Annotated in this window: 14 protein-coding genes; 3 read left to right on the top strand and 11 right to left on the bottom strand. The window is 72.0% G+C overall.

The annotated features are described in order from the left end of the window. Positions 1-108: 108 nt before the first annotated feature. The 11 genes from ACZ4Z5_RS18245 to ACZ4Z5_RS18195 all read right to left on the bottom strand — a co-directional run bounded on the left by ACZ4Z5_RS18245 (position 109) and on the right by ACZ4Z5_RS18195 (position 16,992). Positions 109-1,134 (bottom strand): hemolysin family protein, encoded by a 1,026-nt coding sequence (locus ACZ4Z5_RS18245; RefSeq protein ID WP_468263627.1) that lies wholly within the window; start codon positions 1,132-1,134, stop codon positions 109-111. Further along, positions 1,131-2,504 carry a hemolysin family protein gene (locus ACZ4Z5_RS18240; protein WP_468263624.1) on the bottom strand — a complete coding sequence of 458 codons (1,374 nt, stop codon included), beginning with the start codon at positions 2,502-2,504 and terminating at the stop codon, positions 1,131-1,133. Before ACZ4Z5_RS18240 ends, ACZ4Z5_RS18245 begins: the two co-directional genes overlap by 4 nt. Before the next feature lie 506 nt (positions 2,505-3,010). Further along, entirely contained in the window at positions 3,011-4,768 is a 1,758-nt protein-coding gene (locus tag ACZ4Z5_RS18235) for a thiopeptide-type bacteriocin biosynthesis protein (RefSeq protein ID WP_468263621.1), read from the bottom strand. Between the two features lie 169 nt (positions 4,769-4,937). Further along, entirely contained in the window at positions 4,938-6,842 is a 1,905-nt protein-coding gene (locus ACZ4Z5_RS18230) for a TOMM precursor leader peptide-binding protein (RefSeq protein WP_468263618.1), read from the bottom strand. Next, complete coding sequence (locus ACZ4Z5_RS18225) at positions 6,839-8,677, bottom strand: hypothetical protein (RefSeq protein WP_468263615.1); 1,839 nt, start codon at positions 8,675-8,677, stop codon at positions 6,839-6,841. The genes ACZ4Z5_RS18230 and ACZ4Z5_RS18225 overlap by 4 nt, the downstream gene beginning before the upstream one ends. Then, complete coding sequence (locus tag ACZ4Z5_RS18220; protein ID WP_468263613.1) at positions 8,674-9,816, bottom strand: lantibiotic dehydratase C-terminal domain-containing protein; 1,143 nt, start codon at positions 9,814-9,816, stop codon at positions 8,674-8,676. The genes ACZ4Z5_RS18225 and ACZ4Z5_RS18220 overlap by 4 nt, the downstream gene beginning before the upstream one ends. A 38-nt stretch (positions 9,817-9,854) precedes the next feature. After that, complete coding sequence (locus ACZ4Z5_RS18215; RefSeq protein WP_468263610.1) at positions 9,855-12,524, bottom strand: lantibiotic dehydratase; 2,670 nt, start codon at positions 12,522-12,524, stop codon at positions 9,855-9,857. A gap of 124 nt (positions 12,525-12,648) precedes the next feature. After that, positions 12,649-12,831, bottom strand: a complete 183-nt coding sequence (locus tag ACZ4Z5_RS18210) for a thiazolylpeptide-type bacteriocin (protein ID WP_468263607.1) — start codon at positions 12,829-12,831, stop codon at positions 12,649-12,651. Positions 12,832-12,884: 53 nt separating this feature from the next. After that, positions 12,885-13,079: a thiazolylpeptide-type bacteriocin gene (locus tag ACZ4Z5_RS18205; protein WP_468263604.1), complete on the bottom strand. Its 195-nt coding sequence runs from the start codon at positions 13,077-13,079 to the stop codon at positions 12,885-12,887. 330 nt (positions 13,080-13,409) lie between these two features. Next, complete coding sequence (locus ACZ4Z5_RS18200; protein WP_468263601.1) at positions 13,410-14,873, bottom strand: M1 family metallopeptidase; 1,464 nt, start codon at positions 14,871-14,873, stop codon at positions 13,410-13,412. A gap of 223 nt (positions 14,874-15,096) precedes the next feature. Next, complete coding sequence (locus tag ACZ4Z5_RS18195; protein ID WP_468263599.1) at positions 15,097-16,992, bottom strand: hypothetical protein; 1,896 nt, start codon at positions 16,990-16,992, stop codon at positions 15,097-15,099. A gap of 447 nt (positions 16,993-17,439) precedes the next feature. Between ACZ4Z5_RS18195 and ACZ4Z5_RS18190 the strand changes: the two genes are divergently transcribed. From ACZ4Z5_RS18190 to ACZ4Z5_RS18180, 3 genes are all read left to right on the top strand, one after another. Further along, positions 17,440-17,847 (top strand): hypothetical protein, encoded by a 408-nt coding sequence (locus ACZ4Z5_RS18190; RefSeq protein WP_468263597.1) that lies wholly within the window; start codon positions 17,440-17,442, stop codon positions 17,845-17,847. Between the two features lie 135 nt (positions 17,848-17,982). Beyond that, on the top strand, positions 17,983-19,347 hold the full coding sequence (locus tag ACZ4Z5_RS18185) for a VWA domain-containing protein (protein ID WP_468263812.1): 1,365 nt from the start codon (positions 17,983-17,985) through the stop codon (positions 19,345-19,347). Positions 19,348-19,688: 341 nt separating this feature from the next. After that, positions 19,689-21,308 (top strand): serine/threonine-protein kinase, encoded by a 1,620-nt coding sequence (locus ACZ4Z5_RS18180; RefSeq protein WP_468263594.1) that lies wholly within the window; start codon positions 19,689-19,691, stop codon positions 21,306-21,308. Positions 21,309-21,529: the final 221 nt, after the last annotated feature.

The following is a 21,529-nucleotide window of genomic DNA, read 5'->3' as shown; positions in this document are numbered from 1 at the left end:
GAACCGGTGCCGGCGCACCACACCCCACCAGTGGTGTCAGGGTTCGAGGAGTCATGGTTCGATGAGCCCGACTCGGATCGCGTAGCGGGTCAGTTCGTGGCACCCGCGTCAGGCGGCCCTCCCGTGGGCCGGGCCTACGAGCTCCTCGAGGACGTCCTCCATGGTGACGAAGCCCATGACCGTTCCCTTGCCGCCGGTGACGGCGGCCAGATGGGTGCCCGCCGCGCGCATGGCGGTCATGGTGTCGTCCAGGGGCGTGTCGATGGCGACCTTGGTGATCGGGTGCAGGGCGGTGCGGGGGAAAGGCCGGGTGCGCTCGCCCGCGGCAAGCGAGTCCTTGATGTGGAGGTAGCCCAGGATCGCTCCACCGGGGCCGGTGACCGGGAACCGTGAGAAGCCGGAGGCCGCAGCGGCCCGTTCCAGCCCCTCCGGGGTGATGTCGTGGCCGACGGTGATCGTCCTGTTCAACGACACCATCACCTCGCCGACCGGCCGGGTGCCGAGTTCGAGGGCGTCCTGCAGCCGTTCTCCGTCCTCGGGGCCGAGGAGTCCGGCCTCACTCGAATCCTTGACCAGCCGGGCGAGTTCGTCGTCGGTGAAGACCGAGGCGACCTCGTCCTTCGGCTCGACCTTCAGCAGCCGCAGCAGCGCGTTGGCGAAGGCGTTGATGCCGAACACGACCGGGCGCAGGGCCCGCGTCACGGCGACCAGGGGAGGTCCCAGCAGCAAGGCGGTGGGTACCGGCGCGGCGAGCGCGATGTTCTTGGGCACCATCTCGCCGATCAGCATGTGCAGGTACGTCGCGAGGGTCAGTGCGATGACGAACGCGATGGGGTGGATGAGCGCGTCGGGCACACCGATGGCGTCGAAGGGCGGTTCCAGCAGGTGTGCGATGGCCGGCTCGGCGACCGCGCCCAGGACCAGGGACGAGACCGTGATACCGAGCTGGGCCGTGGCCATCATCGCCGAGAGACGCTCCAGACCCCACAGGGTGATCCTGGCACGCGTGTCGCCGGCATCGGCCCGTGGCTCGATCTGGCTGCGGCGTACGGAGATCAGTGCGAACTCGGCCGCGACGAAGAACGCGTTGGTGATCAGGGTCAGGGCGCCGATGAGGAGCTGCACCGTGGTCATCGCGCGGCCTCCCCTGCCGGGGTATCCCGTGCCGGGGTCTCCTGTGCCCCGCCTGCCCGGTCCCCCTGTGCGGGCGGTGCGGTGAGGGCGAGGCGGTCGGCGCGGTGATGGTCGACGTCGAGGACGGTGATGTCCCATCCGTCGAGGTGCACGGTGTCTCCAGGTTCGGGGATGCGTTCCAGCCGGGTGGCCACCAGGCCGGCGAGGGTCTCGTACGGGCCGTTCGGGGCGGTGAGGCCGATGGCGGTCAACTGACCGATGCGGATGCTGCCGTCGGCTTCCCAGACGTGGCGGCCGTCGTCGGTGCCGGGGGCGGGCAGCAGGTCGGGGACCTCCAGCGGGTCGTGTTCGTCGCGGACCTCGCCGACGACCTCTTCGACGATGTCCTCCACGGTCGCGACGCCGGCGGTGCCGCCGTACTCGTCGATTACCACGGCCATGGTGCGTTCGGCGCGCAGCCGGGCGAGGAGGGTGTCGACGGGCAGACTGTCGGGCACCAGCAGCGGCGGGGCGAGCAGGTCGGTCACCGGGGTGCCGGCGCGTTCGTCCTCGTCCAGCGCGAGGACATCCCGGATGTGGATGGTGCCGATGACCTCGTCCAGGCTGTCCCGGTACACGGGGAAACGGGACAGACCCGTGGCGAGGGTCAGCTTCACGGCGTCCGCGGCGGTGGCACGGGCCTCGAGCGCCTGCATGTCCACGCGGGGCGTCATGACGTTCTCGGCGGTCAGCTCGCCCAGGTGCAGGGTGCGCACGAAGAGCTCGGCCTGGTCGGCCTCCAGCGCACCCTGCGCGGCGGAATGCCGGGCGAGCGCCACCAGTTCCTCCGGGGTACGGGCGTGGGCGAGCTCCTCGGCGGGTTCGAGCCCGAAGCGCCGCACGAAGCGGTTGGCGGTCTCGTTGAGGTGCCCGATGAACGGTCCGAAGACCGCGGTGAAGCCCCGCTGCGGGGTCGCCACGACCTTGGCCACGGCCAGCGGGCGCGAGATCGCCCAGTTCTTCGGTACGAGCTCACCGACCACCATCAGCAGCACGGTGGAGACCGCGACGCCCAGGACCGTCGCCACCGTGGGGGCGGCCGCACCCAGACCGAGTGCCTCCAGGGGGCCGCGCAGCAGCGAGGCGAGAGACGGCTCGGCGAGCATGCCGATGACCAGCGAGGTCACGGTGATGCCCAGCTGGGCGCCGGAAAGCTGGAAGGTGAGGCGCCTGGCCGCCTCGAGGGCGCTCTCGGCGCCCCGCTCGCCGGCTTCGGCGGCCCGCTCCAGTTCACCGCGCTCGACGGTGGTCAGGGAGAACTCGGCCGCGACGAAGACCGCACAGGCCAGGGTCAGGACCAGGGCGAGCAGGAGCAGCAGGAACTCGGTCACCGTGCCACCTCCGGTCCCGGGCTCGCCGTCGGGCGGGCTGTGGCACGGCTGGTACTGGGAGGTTCACCCATTGCGGGTCTGCTGCTCCTTCGCTGTGAGGGCGTCCGGTATCCGGGAGGCTAGTCTCCCGGGGCCCTATGGTAAAGGACCGGTAAAGCTGTCGGAGCCGGGGGAGTCCTGGAGAGGTTTGCCGGGGCGGCCCGGATTCTTCCCGGCCGCCTCCGGGTCGATACCCGTCACGGGAAGGACGCGGCACGACGAGTGGTCACCGGGCCACCCTTCCCGGGGCGCACGGTCGACGCACGGCGGCCCGGGCCGGTCCCCCCGCACGGTGGCCACCGCTTCAGAGACCGCTCGTGTCGAGGCCGATGCCGAAGGGATCGGGCAGGTGGACCCTCGTACCGAAGGGGTGCGGGCCCAGCGTCCTTCCCTTCTCGCGGTCGACGGCAGAATCGGCGCCGGCCGTTGCGGAGGCCCGCCACCGCTCGGGCCGGCCGCGGTCTCGATCAGCCGCTGCCGTGCCCTCCCCGTACCGGGCGCCCGAGCGGCAGCAGGTACTGGAGCGGCTGTTCCATGTCGTCCAGGCCGAACAGTTCGTGGGCCAGGTCGTCGTGGAAGCCGCTCACCGGGGTCCCCGCCAGCCCCAGGGCCGTCGCCGTCAGAAGGAGCGTCTGGGCGAGGTGACCGGTCTCCAGAAGAGCGAGACGCAAGGCGCGGAGCCCGTAACGCCGACGTAGCAGCCCGAGGTTCGCATACAGGCCGAGCACGACCGGCGCTCGGCCGATACCGATCCGGTCGGGGTCCTCGGACGGTCGGGTGAAGTACGTGGAAAGCGGCTCGACCTCCGACACCGGCGGCACAGGGCCGATGGGGAGGAGCGTCCGGCGCTCCGGCAGACAGTCGTAGGTCCCCGCCGGGAGTCCGGCGACGTCGAGGACCAGCAGACGCACACGGGCGGTGTAGAGCGCGCCGGCGCTCGGATAGGGACGGTGGGCCAGGGACCGCACCGAGCCGTCCGGCAGGCGCTGTTCGGAGCGGCTGCTCTCGGACAGCGCGGTCCACAGCAATGTGCCCAGTGCCGCGGCGTCGAGCGGCCCTTCGAGCGGGCCCCGCGCGGACGCCCGGCTCGTCAGTACGGTGTGCAGGGACACCTCGGGCAAAGGCGCCGCCGACAGGGCGATCTCCGCCGGGTCCGTCTCAGGTCCCCGCACCGCAACCGCGGACGGTGAAGGCAGCGGCCGCAGTGCCGTGTCCTGGTTGCGGCCGATCTGGAACTTGCTGCGCTCCAGGTACTGCACGTCGGCCGCCCGATACCCCTCGGGGAAGAACGACGGCGGCTCCTCCTCGTCCAGCAGCGTCCGGGCGGTGAGGCGGCACACCGCTCGCTCCTCGTCCGGGGTGACGCCGAGCCGGTTGAGGATCATGTGGAGCTGCGACGCCCATACCCACGGCAGCGCCGTCTCCGCCCGGCTCCCGTCGGCCGGGCGCAGGGCCTCGTCGGCGGCCCGGACCTCGCGCACCCACTCCACGAGCCAGGGGGCTGCGGCATCGCCGTCCAGCCGCGCCTGCAGGGTCCGCGCCCGCCGTGCCAGAGCCGAGCGCTGCGCCGCGTAGACGGAGTTGACCCGTATGTGCACCGCGGCGCCCGGCAGCAACTCCACCTCGGTGACCCACCGCCAGCCCGCCGCGTGCCGCCGCAGCCACCGCGCCGCCGCGAGCCGGTCCATACCGAGGGCGTACGCCGTGGCATGGGCCAGATCCGCCGCCAACGCGAGGCGCGCCGGTCCGCCCGGGCCCGCGTGGATCTCGCGCAGGGCCTCCACCGCCACCCGCGAGGACACGACGAAGACCCGCTCGGCCGTCGGCAGGGCACGCGGCCCGCCGTAACGGCTCGTCTCCGGGACGTACGGCACCTCGCGCACCTCACCGTGGCGGGACGGCCAGGGCCCGGTCACCGCGGGCCGCTCGGCGGCCGCATCGGCCAGGGCAACGGGTAGTTCGGCGGCGGCTTCCGCGGTGAGTCCGCGGACCCGTATCCGCAGGTGCGGACCGCCCTCTCCGTACCTGATGAAGAACCAATGCGCCGCCTCGCCGGACGCCACCAGCCGGTCGAGGAGCGGGGCCGCGTCCTCGGTCAGGAAGCGGTCGGTGTCCTCGGTGCCGGAGTGCAGGAAGACGTGGTAGCCGTGCCAGGTGTCGGCGGTCACGGTGCCGGGGGTGGGGGTGCCGGTCACGGTCTCGGTGGTCACGGTGTCGGTCCTCACGTGGAAGTCCTCGTTCGCGGCAGGAAGTCGGCAGAGGGGAAGCAGGCAGGGAAGGCGTCGGCAGGGAGGGGCCGGCAGAGGCCGGGCCGGCAGGGACCTGACGGCACGCCGGGCATCGATGCGCCGACAGGTCCCTGCCTCGGTTCGCGCGCATCGGCGGGCGAGCCCGTCAGGGAAAGGGGTGCGGATGGATCGCCAGGTCCGCGTAGCGCAGCGGGCGGTCCGTGCGTCCCAGCCGGTAGGGGACATCGAGCAGCCGGGGCAGGCCCCTGGTGCGGTGGTTCACATGGCCGAAGGTCATCGGCAGCGAGCCGGGCACGATCACCTTCGCGCAGTGGAGGCCGAGCCGGTCGCGCAGACCCGGCTCGGTCTGGTCGACGGTGATCACCTCCAGCCCCGCACCGGCCAGCCGGCTCACGGTCGCATCGAGGAAGGCGGCGAGATCGGTCACCGGCTCCGGAGCGCCGGGCCACGCCTCGGAGACGGGCAGGGCGGGCGTCCCGGCGAACAGGAACTCCAGGCGCGGGGCCGCCTCGGGGAGCGTGCCCAGCCCCACGTGGTCGTCGAGGGTCACGACGAGCTCGGGCCGGTCCAGCATCGGGCGGAGCCGTTCCGGATCGCGTGCCCCCTCGCCCGCCAAGGCGCGGTGCACGCACTCCAGGACGTTCGTGACGACTTCGGCGACCGCCGAGCGTATCGCTGCGCGCGGGTCGTGGTGTGCCCCGGCCGCCAGGAACATCCGGGGTGCCTCCGGGTGGGAGCCTTCGTAGCGGCAGACGGCCACGACCGCCGGGATCCCGAAGTCGTTCGTCGCGTCGAGGAGGACGAGCCGGTAGCCGGCCACCGCCGCCCGGTCGGCGAGCAGGGCCGTTCCGGGATCGTCGGACGGCAGTACCAGCCGGGTCAGCGGTGTGGCCGCGTACCACGCCATCAGGAACGCATCGCGCTCGGCGACCTCGAACAGGCCGTACAGGGCGGCCTCTTCGAGGCTGTTGCCGAGCCCGCAGCCGTTGGACGACTCGTACACCACGCGCGGCCGGCCGGTGTCCGGCACGTCCCAGTACGCCACGTGCTCGGGGACGGCGACGGCCCGGCGCCGGGTCAGCGACCAGCCGTGCACCCAGTCCAGCTCCAGTTCCGGGGTGTACGCCACCGTCCGTGATGCCGGATGCCCGTGGTAGGCGGGATCCGGCAGGCCGAGCCGCTCCGGGTCGACCGCCAGATCCGGACCCAACTCGGCGAATGGGATGCGCAGTTCGGTGCGTCGGCCCGTGGGGCGCATCCCCGCGTACCGTTCGACGCTCTCGAAAAGGGCCACCCGCTCGCTGCTGTCGAAATCGTGGGCGCGGCCGTATCCGCCGTCGTCCAGCAGCCGCCCGTCCGTCACGAACGCCGTCGTCAGACAGAACGCCGAGTCCTCCGACCGGAACAGGCTGCGCACCGGCCCGAACCGCTCGTCGTGCAGGGTTTCCCGTAACTCGGCTTTGCCGGTACGGGGGTTGGCCCCGCGCAGCACCGCCGGGTCGGGCAGCGGCCGTGGCCCGGACGGCAGGGGTGCGACGGCGGCAGCCGAGTCCGCGGGCAGCGGACGGCACACCGCGCAGCCGCCGATCGCCCGGACCTCGTGGGTGGACCAAGTGGCCCGTCCCTGGTGCACCACGTGCACCGTGGCCGCCCCGGTCCGCGGGGGCGCCTCCAGCAACTCCCGTGCGAGGGAGCCGATGGCTCCGCCGAGCGCCGGAACGGGCACCCCGGCCAGCGTCATCCCGGGGCTCTGCCACGGCACCCGGCCACCCGCCGTGGCCAGCCGCTGGTACTCCGCACAGGACAAGCATGCGGGCGCGCCCGGCCGCAGGACCGGACCGACCACGGCCAGCGCCCCGTCGAGACGTACCGGAACCAGCGTCACCGGGTGGCGGAGCGCATGCCGGCTGAGTTCCTCGGCGAGCCCGAGCGTCCATTCCGTCAGCAGGACGACAGCCGGGCCGTCCGTGACGGCGCGCGCAGACGGGGCATCGAGCACGGGCACGGGCAGCGGCCCGAGAAAATGGGAATCCGATCCCATCGCTGTCATCGCACGTCCTCCCTGGTGGACAGAACCGTGAAGCCGAACGCCGCCAACTGCGAGGCGAGCCGCCCTGCTGTGGCAGGGGGCGTTCCCCCGCCACGGGCCCCGGTCAGCCGGTGCAGAGCGGTGTGCAGTGCCGGCTCCCGCCGGGCCACGTCCGCGAGCCAGCCGGCCGTCCATCCGACGTCCTCCCAGGCGGCCGTGCGCGTGTCCGCGACGGCCAGGGGAGTGACGGCTCCGTCGGCAGCGCCCACTCCACCGATCGCCTTGCTTCCGTCCGCCGTGCCGACCGCCGCGGCGGCAGCCATGAGGGACGCGAACGCGGCCGCATCCGCGGGACTCGCCTCGACGGCCCGGCCCAGAACCGGTCCGGAGCCGGGCTCGTCCGGTGCCCGGCGGACGACCGCGCGGTACACCTCCTCGTCCGGATGCACCCGGACCACCTCCACGCGAGCCCGGACTCCCAGGCGTTCGGTGAGCGTCCTCCACCAGTGCCGGGCCTGCGGATGGCCGGACCAGGCCGCTGCGGACAGCGGAGCAACCCCGGGGGACGGCGCCGGAAGACGGGCGGCTGCCCGGCGCAGCGCTCTGCCGCGGGCGTGGGCGGGGTCCGCCCCCACCACGAATCGTGCCTCGCCCAGCCGGAGTTCGGCCGCTCGGCAGAACGCCTCGAGCCGTGCCAGATCGAGCCGGGGCGCGCCGACGAGCACCGGTCCCTCCGACAGGTCGCAGGCGGCGATCGGCACGGGCAGCTGCCGGAGGGCTCCCGGGGCCGGAGCGGGGAGCACCCCGGTCCGCTCGTCGCCCAGCGCCGCCACCCGCTGCAGCGCTTCGGCGAGGGTCCCTGCGGGGGCGATGGCCACCCGGCGGTCCGTGTCGAGCCGGTCGGGCCCGAGCCAGGTGCGGTAGTCGGCCCGCGGCGGCCGGGCGGCGGCCACCAGTACGGCGGGCAGTCCCGGCAGCAACCGCTGGTCGTCGCCCTCGTCGGCGGGGTCCGGCAGTCCGCCGACTGCGCACAGCAGACGGTGGGCGGCGACCCCCGCAAGCAGTGATTCGAGAGGGCCCGAGGGCGCCGGGGCCCCGCCGGAGCCGGCACCTCCGGGCGTCGCCGGGCGGAGGGCCGGGCGGATCGACGTCGGGGGGCCGCTCGCGAGACGCACGGAGAGTGCCGCCGCGTCCGCCCGGACCTGCGCAGAACTGCCCGGAGCGGTGACGAAGCCGCCGCCGCCGCACAGGCCGGCGGCGACCGCCTGCTGCTGTCCCGTGCCGCTGGTGCGCAGGAGGATCCGGCCCTCGGGCACCGCCGTGTCGACGGTGTACGAGAAGGACGCCCCGCCCTGGGCCAGTGCCCGCACGGCAGCCTCGGCCAGCGGGCTGCCTGCTGTTCCGGCGACGACCTCGCCTCGTGCCGCCGCGATCGCGGCCGCCGCCGCGGCGGGCTGCTCGGCCGTCGCCGCCGTCCAGTCAGCCGCCGTACGGTCCGCCCCCGTCCCCCCCGTCCCCGCCGCCGCCGTCCGGTCCGCGGCCGGCCCGGAGGGCACCGCCACGAGGAGATCGTGTGCGTGCAATTCCGCGAACAGGGTGTCCAGCGCCTTCCGCAGAGCGGACCCCGGCTCCGCCCGCCGCAGGAGTTCCGTGGGCTCGCCCGCGCGCAGCGGCCCTTCGAGGAGCCGCCAGAGGGAGGGCAGCGCCGTGCTGCCCTCCAGGGTGACACTGCCACACCGGCCCCGCAGATGGAGGCCGTTGCGCAAGGGGGTGACGGCGACGCCCGGACGCAGCCGCCACACTGCCGCCGACACGGCCGAGGCTGCGGTCCCCGGTGCGGTGGTCCCGGTCGTCATGAGCTTCCCTCCACCGCTTCGATGACGGCGCCCACTTCCGTCCGCCAGTCACACCCCGTCAGCTCCGGCACCGTGCGGACCACCAGGGAAGCGGCGAGATAGCGCTCCAGCGGACGGATGTCGCAGACGGCGAAGAGCCGGTACAGGGCGTTGGTGCACGCCCGGTACACCAGATAGTCGGGGCGGCTCCACATCAGGCCCTGCGGGTCGGAGCGCCGGAGCAGCCGGTGGAACTCGCTGTACCGGGTGCGGATGTCCTGGTTCCAGCGTTCCATCGCGTCCGCGTCCCCGGTGGCGGCCGCCCGGACGCGGTATTCGAGCGGGAAGCCCTCGAGATCGGCCCCCGCGTCGTGGCGGGTCTGCACGTGCCGCCAGGCGGCGGCGGACCAGTCGGCCCAGTCCCGTTCCCAGCCGCGTGCCCCGCCCTCCGCTGCTATCCGGCCCACGAGCCGGGTCACCGCCCGGCCCGCGCTCTCCCAGCGGCGCTCGAAGCCCTCACGGAGCCGCCCGTCCGGGTCGTCGTGGACCAGGAAGTCCTCCAGATGGGAGACGTACGAGTAGTGGCCCCCGGCGAGCCCCCCGGGGTGGGCGGACGCGTGCACGGCCAGTGCGGCCACGGCGAGCTGGACCCGTGCCTGCGCGCTGTCGCCGTGGGCACCGAGGAACCGGGCACCCGCGGTGAGCGCGGGCAGACCCCGGCGCAGCAGGTCGTCGCGCAGGGCCACACCGTCGGCACCGAGGAGTCCGTGCAGCGAGGTACGGTCGACCGGCTCGATCCGCACCGTGTTGTCGGGCACGATCGGCCCGTAGGGCGGAGCGACCAGCTCCGCGCGACCGGTCTCCGCAGCCCGGTCGAGGAGCTCGGCCTCGGTGAGATCGCTGTGCGAGGGGTGCGTACGGAGCCATCCGCGCACCCTGCGTACGGCGTCCTCGACGGCCGGACCCAGTCGTCCGGGCGGGCCCTCGACGCGGAGCCGGAGGTGGGGGCCGCGCAGCCAGTGCCGCTCGACATGAGCGGCCAGGCCCTGTGCCGTGTACGACTCGGCGAGCGGGAGCAGGACTTCGCGCAGCAGCGGTGCCTTGACCGGCTGGTGGTAGTACACGACCACGTCACGGGCAGCGGCGTGCTCGGGATCCACGGGCGGCACCGTCCCTTCCCGGAGTCTCCGGTCGATGGTCAACACGTCGGCCGCCCGGCCCGGTAGGTCTCCACGACCAGTTCCACCGCCCGGTTCGCCGCGGCGCGTCCGCCGGGGGCGGGAAGGGCCTCCTCGAGGACGACGCCGTCGGCGTGGCGGGACAGCCATCTGGCCAGGCACCGCAGATGAAGTGCGTTGCCGAGGTCCACGAACTGCGGCTTGGGGAGACGCAGCCCGGCCAGGAAGTCCTCGGCCGCACTACCGGTCGGTGTGGTCGCGGCCGGACGCAGGAAGACCTGCTCGGGGAGCGCGAGCAGCGCTCTCCACCGGGCGACGGCTGCCACCGGAAGCCCCTCGGCGGCGGCCAGGTCGGCGCCCAGCGCACGGACCACGGCGGGCGGCATCAGCCAGCGGCGGCGCAGCAGCACGATGTGCCGGTGGCGCAGCCGGGGCGTACGGACCATCCGACCGCCCGGGGCCGGGACGGTGAACCGGGGGACCAGCGTGCGGAAGTCGACCACTCCGTGGGGCTGGTCGGACAGGTGGGCGCCGATCCGGCGCGGCAGCATGACCGGTGCCAGGAAGCCCGGGTACAGCACTTCGAGCAGTTCACCGGTGGCCCGCAGCCGGAACCGCACCTGGTCGGTGGGCTCGTCGTGGACGAGATCCACCTCGTGTTCGCCGACCGAGGCCCAGCGGCGGTCGGGGCCGATCTCGTCCGGGACGAGCAGGGGATGGAGATTGGCGTTGAATCCGCCGACCGGCCGGAGCTGGACGGCCCGCACGCCCGTGCCCAGGGTCCGCCGGATCCGGCGGACCACCTCGCCGGCGGCGCGGGGATCCAAGTCGTCCAGGAACCTGCTGGTGAAGCGGCCCCAGCCCCCGTACATCTGGTTCACACAGAGCAGACCCCCGGCCGGGTCGCGCTGGACGAAGCAGGAATAGCCGACCGGGCGTTCGACAGCCCAGCGCGGCAGCCGCTCGCCCAGTCCCTCGACCAGGCCCGGGGGCAGGACGACATCGATGTCGGCATTCGGCTCGTACCCGGTCGACGGGGTTCGGAGAGCGTCGGCGACGTCCTGGCGCAGGGTCGCCAGCTCCTCGACGCCGGTGGGGAGCCCGGCGCGGTCCGCGGACGCCGTCGCCGCGATCCGCCCGGCCTCCTCCCAGGCCTCGGCGACATCGGCGCCGAACTCCCACGGGTGGCGGCAGCAGCCACCGCTGCCGTACCGCGCGACGAAGCGGTCCCGCACGATCCGGCGCATCGGATGGCCCAGGTCGAAGAGCTCGGCCAGGGCGGTGACCTCTGCGAGCGCCTGGTGATCGGAACCGTCGAGGAAACCGTCGAGCCGCAGCGGTCGGGGAGCGACGACGTCCTCGGACAGGACGGTGAGCGGAGCCGAACCGCTCGGGACGGCACGCCCCGCGTCGGCGAGCAGACCGGTCCAGCGCTGCGACAGTGCGGCAAGGACCGACGGGCGTTCCACTGCGGAGACGGAGGCGAACGCCGTGGTCGTACGGGAGAGCTCTTCGAGACGGTCCGCGAGGGCCTTGTCGTCGGCACGCGCCCCGCCGAGAGTCCGCAGCCACTCGGCGATCCGGCCCAGCGGATCGCCGTCCTGCGGAGCAACCGGGCTGGAGGGGACCAGCAGACCTGCCTGGCCGAGGCGGTCCAGGAACGCCACGGCCGCCGCACGGCTCCCTTGCCTCCCGGGCAGGGCACGGACGAGGGAGTCCGCCAACGCGTCGAGGTACACGGGCGTTTCGGCATGCTCGCTGACGAGCCGCAGCGGAGCGCCGTACGCCAGTTCCACCTCGTCCTCGTCGACGACGAGGTAGCGGCCGCCGGCGAAGGCCGCCCGGCTGCGCGCGTACGTCGCCCGGCCGTCCACGATCCGTGCGGTGCTGGTGATGCGGTGGGGAACTCCGGTGCGGCGGTGCGGAGCCTCAAGGAGGGCAGCGGTCAAAGCCTCGGTCAGCGTACGGCTGACCCTCACGCTGGAGGTCAACGGACCTTCCCACAGGTCCTGTTCACCCCAGGCCGGAACGGGCAGGTGCGAGCCGTCCGGCTGCGGCAGCGGGCCCCAGCCGACCGCGGTGAACCAGGACAGCGGACTGGTCTTGGTACTGGCCCGTAGGGCGTACCGCAGCACATTGGCCTCTTCCTTGCGCGACCTCCGGTCGTCCGCACCGGCTGCCGCACGCATCACGGCCCGCAGCAGATCGGCGCTGGTGAGCGCAACGGCCCGGACGAGAGCCGGCTCCCGGCACAGGGCGGCGAGAGCCGTCCGCTCGACGGCGAGGGCGGGGCCGACGGCGCGTTCGGTCCCGGCGAGGAGCGTCCTGCGCCGTTCCCGCAGGGCGAGCCAGGACGCCAGCCGGGGCACCCGGTCGGTGAGGTCACCGAGCCGGCCCAGCAGCTCGGGCCGCGGCTCACGTCCGTTGTGCAGGGCGCGGCGCAGGGGAAGGACGACCGCGCGGTGGAATTCCTCCGGATGCCCGCCCCGGCTCGCGTACAGGTCGTCGCACAGCGCTCGGGTGACGGCCGCGAGCTCGCTCTCCACGCCGGTCAGCCGGCCGAGCGCCGTCCGGAACTCCCTCGCGGCCGGGTCCTGCGGCGGATGCGCGAGCACGGTCGCGCGCACGAGTGCGTACGGCGCCGACTGCACGAGGTAGCCGAAGGCTTCGGTGCTGCCGGAGTTCTTCATGCGGGTCGCCCCCGTCCCTTTCGTGGTGCCGTACCCGCCGCGGGCCGGACCCGGTGGGGTGGGTCCGCGGCGGGTGTCGGTCGATCACCTGCGTCGGGCACGCGTCACGGGACGCGCACCGGAACTACAGCGGGAGGTCCGGCATTTGCGGGTGCGCGCAGGAGGACGACCCGCAGGAACAGGAGCTGCCGCCATTGGAGGCGCCGCCCTCGGGGAGAGCGACGGTGTCCCGCATGGAGGTCACGGTGAGCTCACCGAGATCGAGGTCCTCGAGTTCGAAGCTCAGGGCACCGGTGGTGTCGGACATGCATGTCTCCCTTTGTGGTGTGCCGGTTGAGAGCGAGGCTCGTACCGGGGCGGTCAGCCCGCGTCGGGCACGACGACGTCCACCTGCGGCTGCGCGCAGGACGACGAGCCCTGACAGGAGCACGCACCCCACGACGCGCCGCCTTCGGGAAGTGCGGCGGTGTCGCGCATCGAGGTCACGGTGAGGTCCGCGAGGTCGACCTCGAGTTCCTCGAGGTCGAATTCGGCATTGCGCGCAATATCTGGCATGCGGTCTCCCTGTTGGTGAGGAAACGAAACCGGGAACGAACGGGATGAGCGGTGTTCCATGGATCCCTGCGGTTCGCGGAGAGCGCGTCATAGGGCCGCCCTCTCGGGAACCGGCCTGTTCGACTGGGAGCTTCCTCGGATGAACTGTCATATTCCTCCGCCGGTTGTACAAAAGAAATACACAGCAAGGTCCCTGACATGCGTAGCGGCCACTGCCGCCCGGCTCCCGGAGGTGTCAGGTGGCAGTGGCCGCATGACGCCGGACTCCGCAACAGGACCGAGCGTGTCGCTCAGGTCCCGGAGCCCGATGTGTGGATCGTCCTTGTCGGATCAGGGCTTGGCCGGCTTGCCCTTGCCGAACAGCCAGACATCGAATATCTTCCGCGTCTTCTTGCCGGACTTCTTCTCCGTCAGGGCGATGAACTGCTCGATCGTCGCGGTGCGGTTCCTGTTCTCGGTCGTCCACGTCTTCAGGATCTCGAAGAAGACCTTGTCGCCGACCGCCTGGCGCACCTTGTGCAGCACCATGGCTCCGCGGTAGTAGACCGGGTCGCCGAAGAGCTCTTCTGCCCCGCTGGGCTTCCCGGGCGCGGACGTCCAGAACTTGTCGCCCGCGGGCACCTGGTAGACGGAGTCGAACCACTTCTGCGTGGACGCCGTTCCCTGTTCCTCGTCCCACATCCACATGGCGTACGTGGCGAAGCCCTCGTTCAGCCAGATCTGCGACCAGTCGGAGAACCGGACCGAGTTGCCGAACCACTGATGGGCGTACTCATGGGCCATCACCGTACTCGTCGGCACCTTGCCGTAGACGGGACGGCCGATCGTCTCGAGTGCCGCTCCGACGGCCGGGGCGTGGTCGACGATCGCCCCAGCCGAGTCGACCGGATAGGGGCCGAAGTGTTTCTCGCCCCACTCCACGATCTCGGGGATCCGGCCGAGGACCTTGCGTGACGAGGCTTGCAGCCGGGGGTCCACCGCGTTGACGACGGGCACTCCGGACTTGGTCTTCTCCGTCTGCAGATCGAACTTCCCTACGGCCAGGGTGGCGGCGTACGGAATGGTCTGGGTCTTGTTGTTCCAGCAGAATGTGTTCTTGCCGGCCTCGGCGCTCTTCTTGCCCACGAAGTGGCCGTTGGAGACTCCGGTGAGGCCGGAAGGAACGGTGACCGCGACTGTGTACGTCGCCGGGTCGTGCACCGTGTTGTTCACCGGGTACCACGACATCGCGCCGAGCGGCTCACCCATCACGAAAGCGCCGTCGTCGGTCTTGATCCATCCGTCTTCGGATCCGGGGATGAGGCCTGGCAGAGTCGTGGGCATGCCTTGGTAGGTGACCGAGACCAGGAACTTCGCTCCCTTGGCTATTGCTTTGCCTGGTGTGATGGTGAGCTCAGTGCCTTTGTGGCTGAATGCGGCCTTCACGCCGTCGACGGTTGCTTTCTTGACAGTCAGTTGCGCCAAGTCGAGATTGAAGCGCGACAGATCCTGGGTCGCCACCGCCGTCATGGTACTGGTGCCGGAAAGCACTGTTTTTTTCGACGTGGGTTCGACCTTGAGATTGAGAGCGTAATGCGCTGCGTCATAGCCACCGTTGCCGGCCCCCGGAAAGACGGAGTCACCGGTTCCTGGCGCGCCGGGGGTGCCGCTCACAGATGCTGCGACGGCTTCGGCGTCGTCGAGGGGCGAACAGCCTGCGGTGACGGTGACGAGTCCGGCCGCGACTGCGATGGCGACAAGGGGCTTCTTGCGTGTGAGCATCCCTGAATCCCATCCTGGATTCGCCCCGTTCACCAGCCCGATCCCCCGAGAAATCGGGCGATCCGCACCGATAGATTCGCACCGAAAGCCCTTGCCGAGGACCGGTGGACAGTGCCTGCAGCGCAGGCAGAGCGGCAGGGACCAGCCGTGCCGACCGACTCGGAGGGGACCGAGCCGAGCGAACACGAGATCCGGGAGACCGCGGCCGCGCTGCCGATCGGCCAGCGTGCCGCAGTGGCCGCCAGGGCGATGCATCTCACCCTGGGAGCGGGTGTGCGTCGCCGCCCCCGCAGTCCAGTTCCTGCCGCCACAGTTCGTCGGTGAGCCGCTGGACTCCCGTCGCCAGATGACGGCGGTACGTGGACATCGGCAGACGCAGCACTTCCGCCGCACGCTGCTGTGTGCCCGCGGGCTGCAGATACGTGTGGTGCAGGGCACGGTAGCCCCGGCGTTCGGACGGGGCCCGGTCCAACTCGGCTGCCGTCTCCCTGATGACGGCGAGCAGCGCCGCCGCGCGGGCCGCGGAGTCCGCTCCCGGGCCGGCCCGCCGGGTCACCGCCCGCGTGTGCAGGAGCACGCTGTCACGCAGCCCGTTCGCGCGGCCCATCCCCAGCAGTGCCTCCCGTACCCCCGCGGTGAAAGTCTCGTGGTCGAGGAGGCGCAGCGGTTCTCCGCCCTCCGGGGCGGCGAGGGCCAGCGGATCGGGGGAGGACTCCCGCTCGGTGAGCAGGTTGAGCCAGGCGAGCGGGGGAGTGCGGCGCCAGTCGTGGGCGAAGACGCCGTACCGGCGACCGCCGATGTCGAAATCCGCCTCCGGGGCCCGGGTGAAGTCGGTGTAGGCGCAACCGGCGGCCCAGAACTCGGGGTCCGCGAAGGGCAGGAGGGTGAGGGCCGGCGGGTCCTGGGTGAGGTAGTGGTGCGTGAGGCGCAGGGTGATCAGGGTCTGCACGGGTGAGACGTCCTGGTAGGTGTCGGCGGCGAGCCAGGAGCGCACGAGCAACGCCTTCTCGCCCGTGCGGAGCGCCCCGTGCTCGCGCAGCCAGTGCCGGGCTGCATCGGTGGCGGGGTCGCAGGTGCCGTGTGCGGGGTGTTGCGTGCCCATGGTGACGAGCACGTAGAAGCCGGCAGGGTCCGGCCGGTTGCCCCGCACCGTGCCCCAGGACGCATCGGGACGGTCCCACCACTGTTCCAACAGGCGGGCGGAGCGGGGGCCTTCATGCCGTTCCGCCAGAGCGAGCAGTGCCGGCAGTTCGTCGGCGCGGCTCGGGGCGATGGTGAGGGCGTCGAGCCGCGCCGTGGCGGCGGAGCCTCCGGCCACCGGAGCGAGCAGCGGGCCGACGAGCGGGCTGTCGCGGTGCAGATAGGCGAAGTCGGTGAGGACGGTGCGCTGGCGGTGCCGGTCGCCGTCGGTGAACAGCTGCTGGTAGTACGCGCTCGCCCGGCGGCGCAACTCGGCCCGGCGTTCCGGATGGCGCCAGCGGAGTTCGGCGTCCAGCACGGAGCGCACCAGATCGTGCGGATGGATGCCGCGGCCGGCCAGTTCCACGATGGACAGCCCGCAGAGCCAGTCGAAGAGGTCACGGGCGTCGGGGACGCCGGTGAGCGCGGCCAGCAGGGGTTCGCTGGTCACCAGGACCTGGGCCACCGCCTCCAGAGCGGACCGGTGCCGGGCGCTGGGTACGGTGTCGAGCAGTGCTTCCAGCAGGGCGTTGACCACACGTGGGGACTCCACGGGGCTGACGGGGCCGCCGTGGCCGTCCTGGGCGTGGACGTCGGCGATCAGTGCCAGGGCCAGGGGGTGTCCGCGGGCGAAGTCCAGGGCTCCCCGATGGTCGGTGTCCGGAACGCCTCGCCGGCGCAGCAGGTCGCGGCTGTCGTCCTGGCCCAGTGGCCCCAGGGCCATGCTGTGCAGCAGCCCGTGCCAGGCGGGGTCGGTGCGCCACGCCAGTGGTGGCGGCTCGCGACCGGCGAGGACCAGTACGGCGTCGGCGGGAAGCAGGTCCAGCAGCCGCTCCGCCGGCTCCGACCGCCGGCCGGCCGCGGTGTGCTCGCCCGCCGGGTCGACGTCGTCGACGATGACGAGCGCGTTTGAGCCGGCACCGGCCGTCCCGAGCCGACCGTCGTGCAGGTCGTCGGCCTCCAGCCTGGTCACCGCACGTCCCGCTGCGGCACCCAGACGGGCGAAGTGATGGAGCAGTGTGCTCTTCCCGATGCCGCCCGGCCCATGGACGTGGACCACCGCTCCCTGACCGGTGGTGAGGATCCGTCGGAAGGCCTCGGTCTCGGCCTGCCGGCCGACGAATCCCCGTGCGCGTGCCGCGGCGAACCGGTCGGCGAGCCGCTGCGCGGCGCGGCCACGGGTCTCCCCCTTGCCGTCGATGCCCGGGTCCTCCTCACTCTTCCGATCAGACCCGAATTTCCCTGTCGCGCAGTTTCCTGTGGTGGTTTCCGGGGTGTCAACGGACCCGGGACGAGCACTCCGGACACGGAATGGACGGCGATCGGGCGGCGAACGGCCTGGGGGACGGCAAGCGCTCGCTCCTACCGTGGGCACGGCCCGAACGGGCTGACGGCAAAGACACCATGGAGGGGAGACACCATGTCCACCAGCAGCCCCGTCAACGTGATGAGGCGAATCGGTCTGGCGGTGGGTCTCGCGGGAACCTGCGCGGCGGCGGTCCTGAGCACCGCCGGCCCCGCGTCCGCGAGCCAGTTCTACGGCGGCACGCTCCACCCCGGCGAGCAGCGGTGCGTCCAGCAGTACGCCGGGTACCAGGTACGGGCCGACGGACGGGCCACCGGCCAGGGGGCCAAGTTCAAGCTCCAGTTCAACGGCGTCACCGTGCCCGGCACCGGCTCTCCCGGGCTGGTCACCAGCTGGGCGGCCGACTTGCGCACGTCCTGGGGTACCTTCCCCGGCGCCGGCTACTACACGGCCTGTGTGACGAACAACGGCACGGCGGACACGAACGTCCGGCTGGAACTGAAGACGGACGGCGAGTACTGACGTCCGGCGGCCGCGGGTCACCTGCCCTCGTGCGGGTGGCCCGCGGCCGCACGGATGCCCGCACCGCAAGGCATGGTGGGCTGCCCTTCCACGGAGCCGTCTTCGGGGCAGACTGGCTGTGTGACAGCTACCTCCATGAGCAAGGGCGCCAATCTTCCCGTCACCGCCTCCGTGGTGCACGTGGAACTCAGCTGGGCGGAAGGCCCCGGCACACCTGACGCCGACGCCTCGGCGCTGCTGCTGACCGGCACCGGACGGGTACGGGACGACGGCGACTTCGTCTTCTACAACCAGGCGGAACGCAGGTCCCACGCAGTACGGCACCTCGGAAAGCGCCGCGCTTCCGGGTCCGCCACCGACGTCGTCGCCGTCGACCTGCGCGCGGTGGAACAGGATGTCGACCGGATCGTGCTGTGCGCCTCCGCCGACGGAGGCACCTTCGGCTCGATATCCGGACTGACGCTCCGACTGCTGGATTCCGGGACAGGGACCGAAATCACCCGGTTCGAGATGGAGGCGACGACGGAGACGGCACTCATCAGCGGTGAGCTGTACCGTCGCGGCGGCCGGTGGAAGTTCCGCGCAGTGGGGCAGGGGTACGCCTCCGGCCTTGCGGGACTCGCCACCGACTTCGGTATCAGCGTCGACGATCGCGCCCCCGCCGCGGCTCCTCCGGTGACCCCCGAGGCCAGGACGCAGTCCGCCGCCCCCACCGCGCCGGTTCCGGGACCGCGTCTCACCAAGGGGGAGGAGCGTCTGCCCGACGACATGCGCAGACGCCTGTCCCTGCGCAAGGAACACGTGGCCGTCAGCCTGGACAAGCACGGCGCCGCCGGGGCCAGGGCGCGCGTCGTCCTCGTCCTCGACGCGTCCGGATCGATGTCCTCGCTGTACTCGAAGGGCATCGTGGCCGACGTCGTCGAGCGCATGGCCGCGGTGGCCGCCCAGCTCGACGACGACGGCGAGATGCAGGCGTGGACGTTCGCCACGCACCCGGCCAGGCTGCCCGATCTGAGGCCGGGGGAGCTGCCCGAGTGGCTGGAGCTCCATGTGAGGGTGGGGGAGATGAGCTTCTTCGGCCGGCCCAAGAGGCCCAGGGGCGGACTCCGTCCGGGGCAGGTGGACATGCGCATGGTCGGCATCCAGAACGAGGAACAGAAAGTGATCGCCGAAGTCCGTGAGTACGTTCGCCGGCACCCGGTCCCGGACCCCACGCTCGTCCTCTTCTTCTCCGACGGCGGTGTCTACCGCAACGCCGAGATCGAGCGGGAGCTGCGGGAGGCCGTGGAGGAACCGGTGTTCTGGCAGTTCGTGGGACTCGGAAGGGCCGACTACGGCGTCCTGGAACGCTTCGACACCATGCCGGGACGCCGGGTCGACAACGTGGGCTTCTTCGCGGTCGACGACATCGCCACGGTCTCCGACCCGGAGCTGTACGACCGGCTCCTCTCCGAGTTCCCGTCCTGGACGACCGCCGCTCGGAGGGCCGGCATTCTCTGAGAGGGGCGGGGGACCGAGGAGCAGGTGATCCGAACGACGGGCCCAGCGGGACCGTGCGGAGCCGCCGCCTTCCACTGCCGCCCCGATGACGTGCTCCGCTCCGCGGTGGACGACGGGCATGGCGCCCGGCGGCCCGCTGCAGGCATGGCGAGCGAACGGCGGAGCCCCGGCCACCGCCCTGGGGCAAGGCGGTGTGCCGGTGTATTCAGCCCCGGTTGGTATCAACAGTGCGTCGTTTGAGGGGAGTTGCCGTACGGACGAAGTGCCCGTGACCGGTGTGTGCCATGCTCCTGTTCGTCGCCAGGGCGACGCGTGACTTCCGGGGGTGGGATATGCGGCCGTTGACCAGTGACGACCCACGCCGGCTCGGCGAGTACCGCCTGCTCAGCCGGTTGGGCGAGGGCGGGATGGGCTGTGTGTATCTGGGCCGCTCACGTGGCGGGCGGACCGTCGCCCTGAAGGTGGTGCACACCGTGCTTGCGGTGGACCCGGGATTCCGCGCCCGCTTCGCACGCGAGGTCCGGGCGGCCCAGGCCCTCACCGGCGCCGGCACCGTCCCCGTCCTCGACGCCGAACCGGACGCCGCCGTGCCCTGGCTGGCCACCGCCTACGTGCCCGGACCGGCCCTGTCGGAGGCCGTCGACGCCCACGGAGCGCTCTCCGAGCCCGCGTTGTGGCGCCTGTTGTCCGGTCTGGCCCATGCCCTGGACGGCGTACACCGCGCCGGGCTCGTCCACCGTGACGTCAAACCGTCCAACGTGCTGCTCGCGCAGGCGGGCCCGCTCCTCATCGACTTCGGCATCGCGCGGTCCGCCGACGAGACGTCCCTGACCGGCACTGGGCTCGTCATCGGCTCGCCCGGCTACATGTCGCCGGAGCAGGCCGAGGGCCAGCCCGTCGGCCCGGCCTCGGACGTGTTCTCCCTCGGTGCGGTGCTCGCCTTCGCCGCCACCGGTCATGGGCCCTTCGGTACCGGCTCCGCGGCCCAGTTGCTGTACCGCGTCGTCCATCACGAACCAGAACTCACTGGAATGGCACCGAAGTTCGAGGATGTCGTCCGTGCTTGCCTTGCCAAGTCGCCGGCCGACCGCCCCACCGTCACCGAACTGTGTGCCACCGCGGACGCGCGGTGCGACGACGACGGCGCGCACTGGTTGCCCGGCCCCGTCGTCGCCGCCATCGCGCAGAAGGCGGAAGCCCTCCTGAACCTTGAAGCCGAGAACGAAGAGGAGGACCGGCCCACCGCCCTCGCGTCCGGCCACGGCGGCCCGCATCCCGCGGCGACAGCCGTACTGACCGAGGCTTCCGCGACCCGGCGGACTCCCGTCCCCGATCCTGTACCGCGAGCCACCGCTGCTCCTCCGCGCGCGCCCGCGGCTCGGGCTCGTGCCGCCAGTCAGGCCCCGCCCCGGAGCGTCGCCCGGAAGACGACCGTCATGTCCGTCACGAGCGGCCTGGGAAGACCCTTCTTCAGCCTGTTCTACCTGGTGCCCATCGTCTTCTACCTCGTCACCTGGCCCTCGATGAGAGAGCGTTCCGCCCGTCACCCCGACAACTGGGACGAGGACCGGGGCAGTGATTACGAGTGGGCGATGGACGTCTGGTGGCTGATCCCGCTGAGCCTTCTTCTGTTCTGCACAATGATCACGCTGTACGTTTGGCGCGATCGCCTCGCCCGTTCCTCGGAGCGCGCCACTCGTGTGTGGACGGTCTGTGTGGGCGCCCACTGGCTGGCCACAGCGGTCGTGCTGACCCTGCACGTGATGACGTTCATCATTCTCGACAGCGCCACGAACAGCAGCGCGGCAGGGGGCGATCACTGGATGGTGGGCGTCACGATCGGCGTACTCGTTCTGGGGCTCGGAACCACACCGCTCGTCATCGGTGCGGCCCTCCTGAGGATCTTCCGCGGGGTCACGGGCAAGCTGACGGGCAGCCTCTTCTCGCGCCGCGCGTTGTGACACCCGTACTTCGCACCGCCGACGCGTCGGACCGGTACCGGACGAGATCTGGAGCGAGGCCGCCAGGCACTCCGACGAGGAGCAGCCGAGCGCACTGCTCCTGGTGATCTCCACGGTGAACGTCTGGCACCGCCTCAACCTGGCCACCCGTCAGGTGGCGGACACCGTCGGCTGAGCCGGCACGATCAGGGCCAGGTGGCATCCCGCCCCGCGTCCGGGAC

It is taken from the genome of Streptomyces sp. NPDC030222 (assembly GCF_055573115.1).
This window is presented reverse-complemented; position numbering and strand designations above follow the sequence as displayed.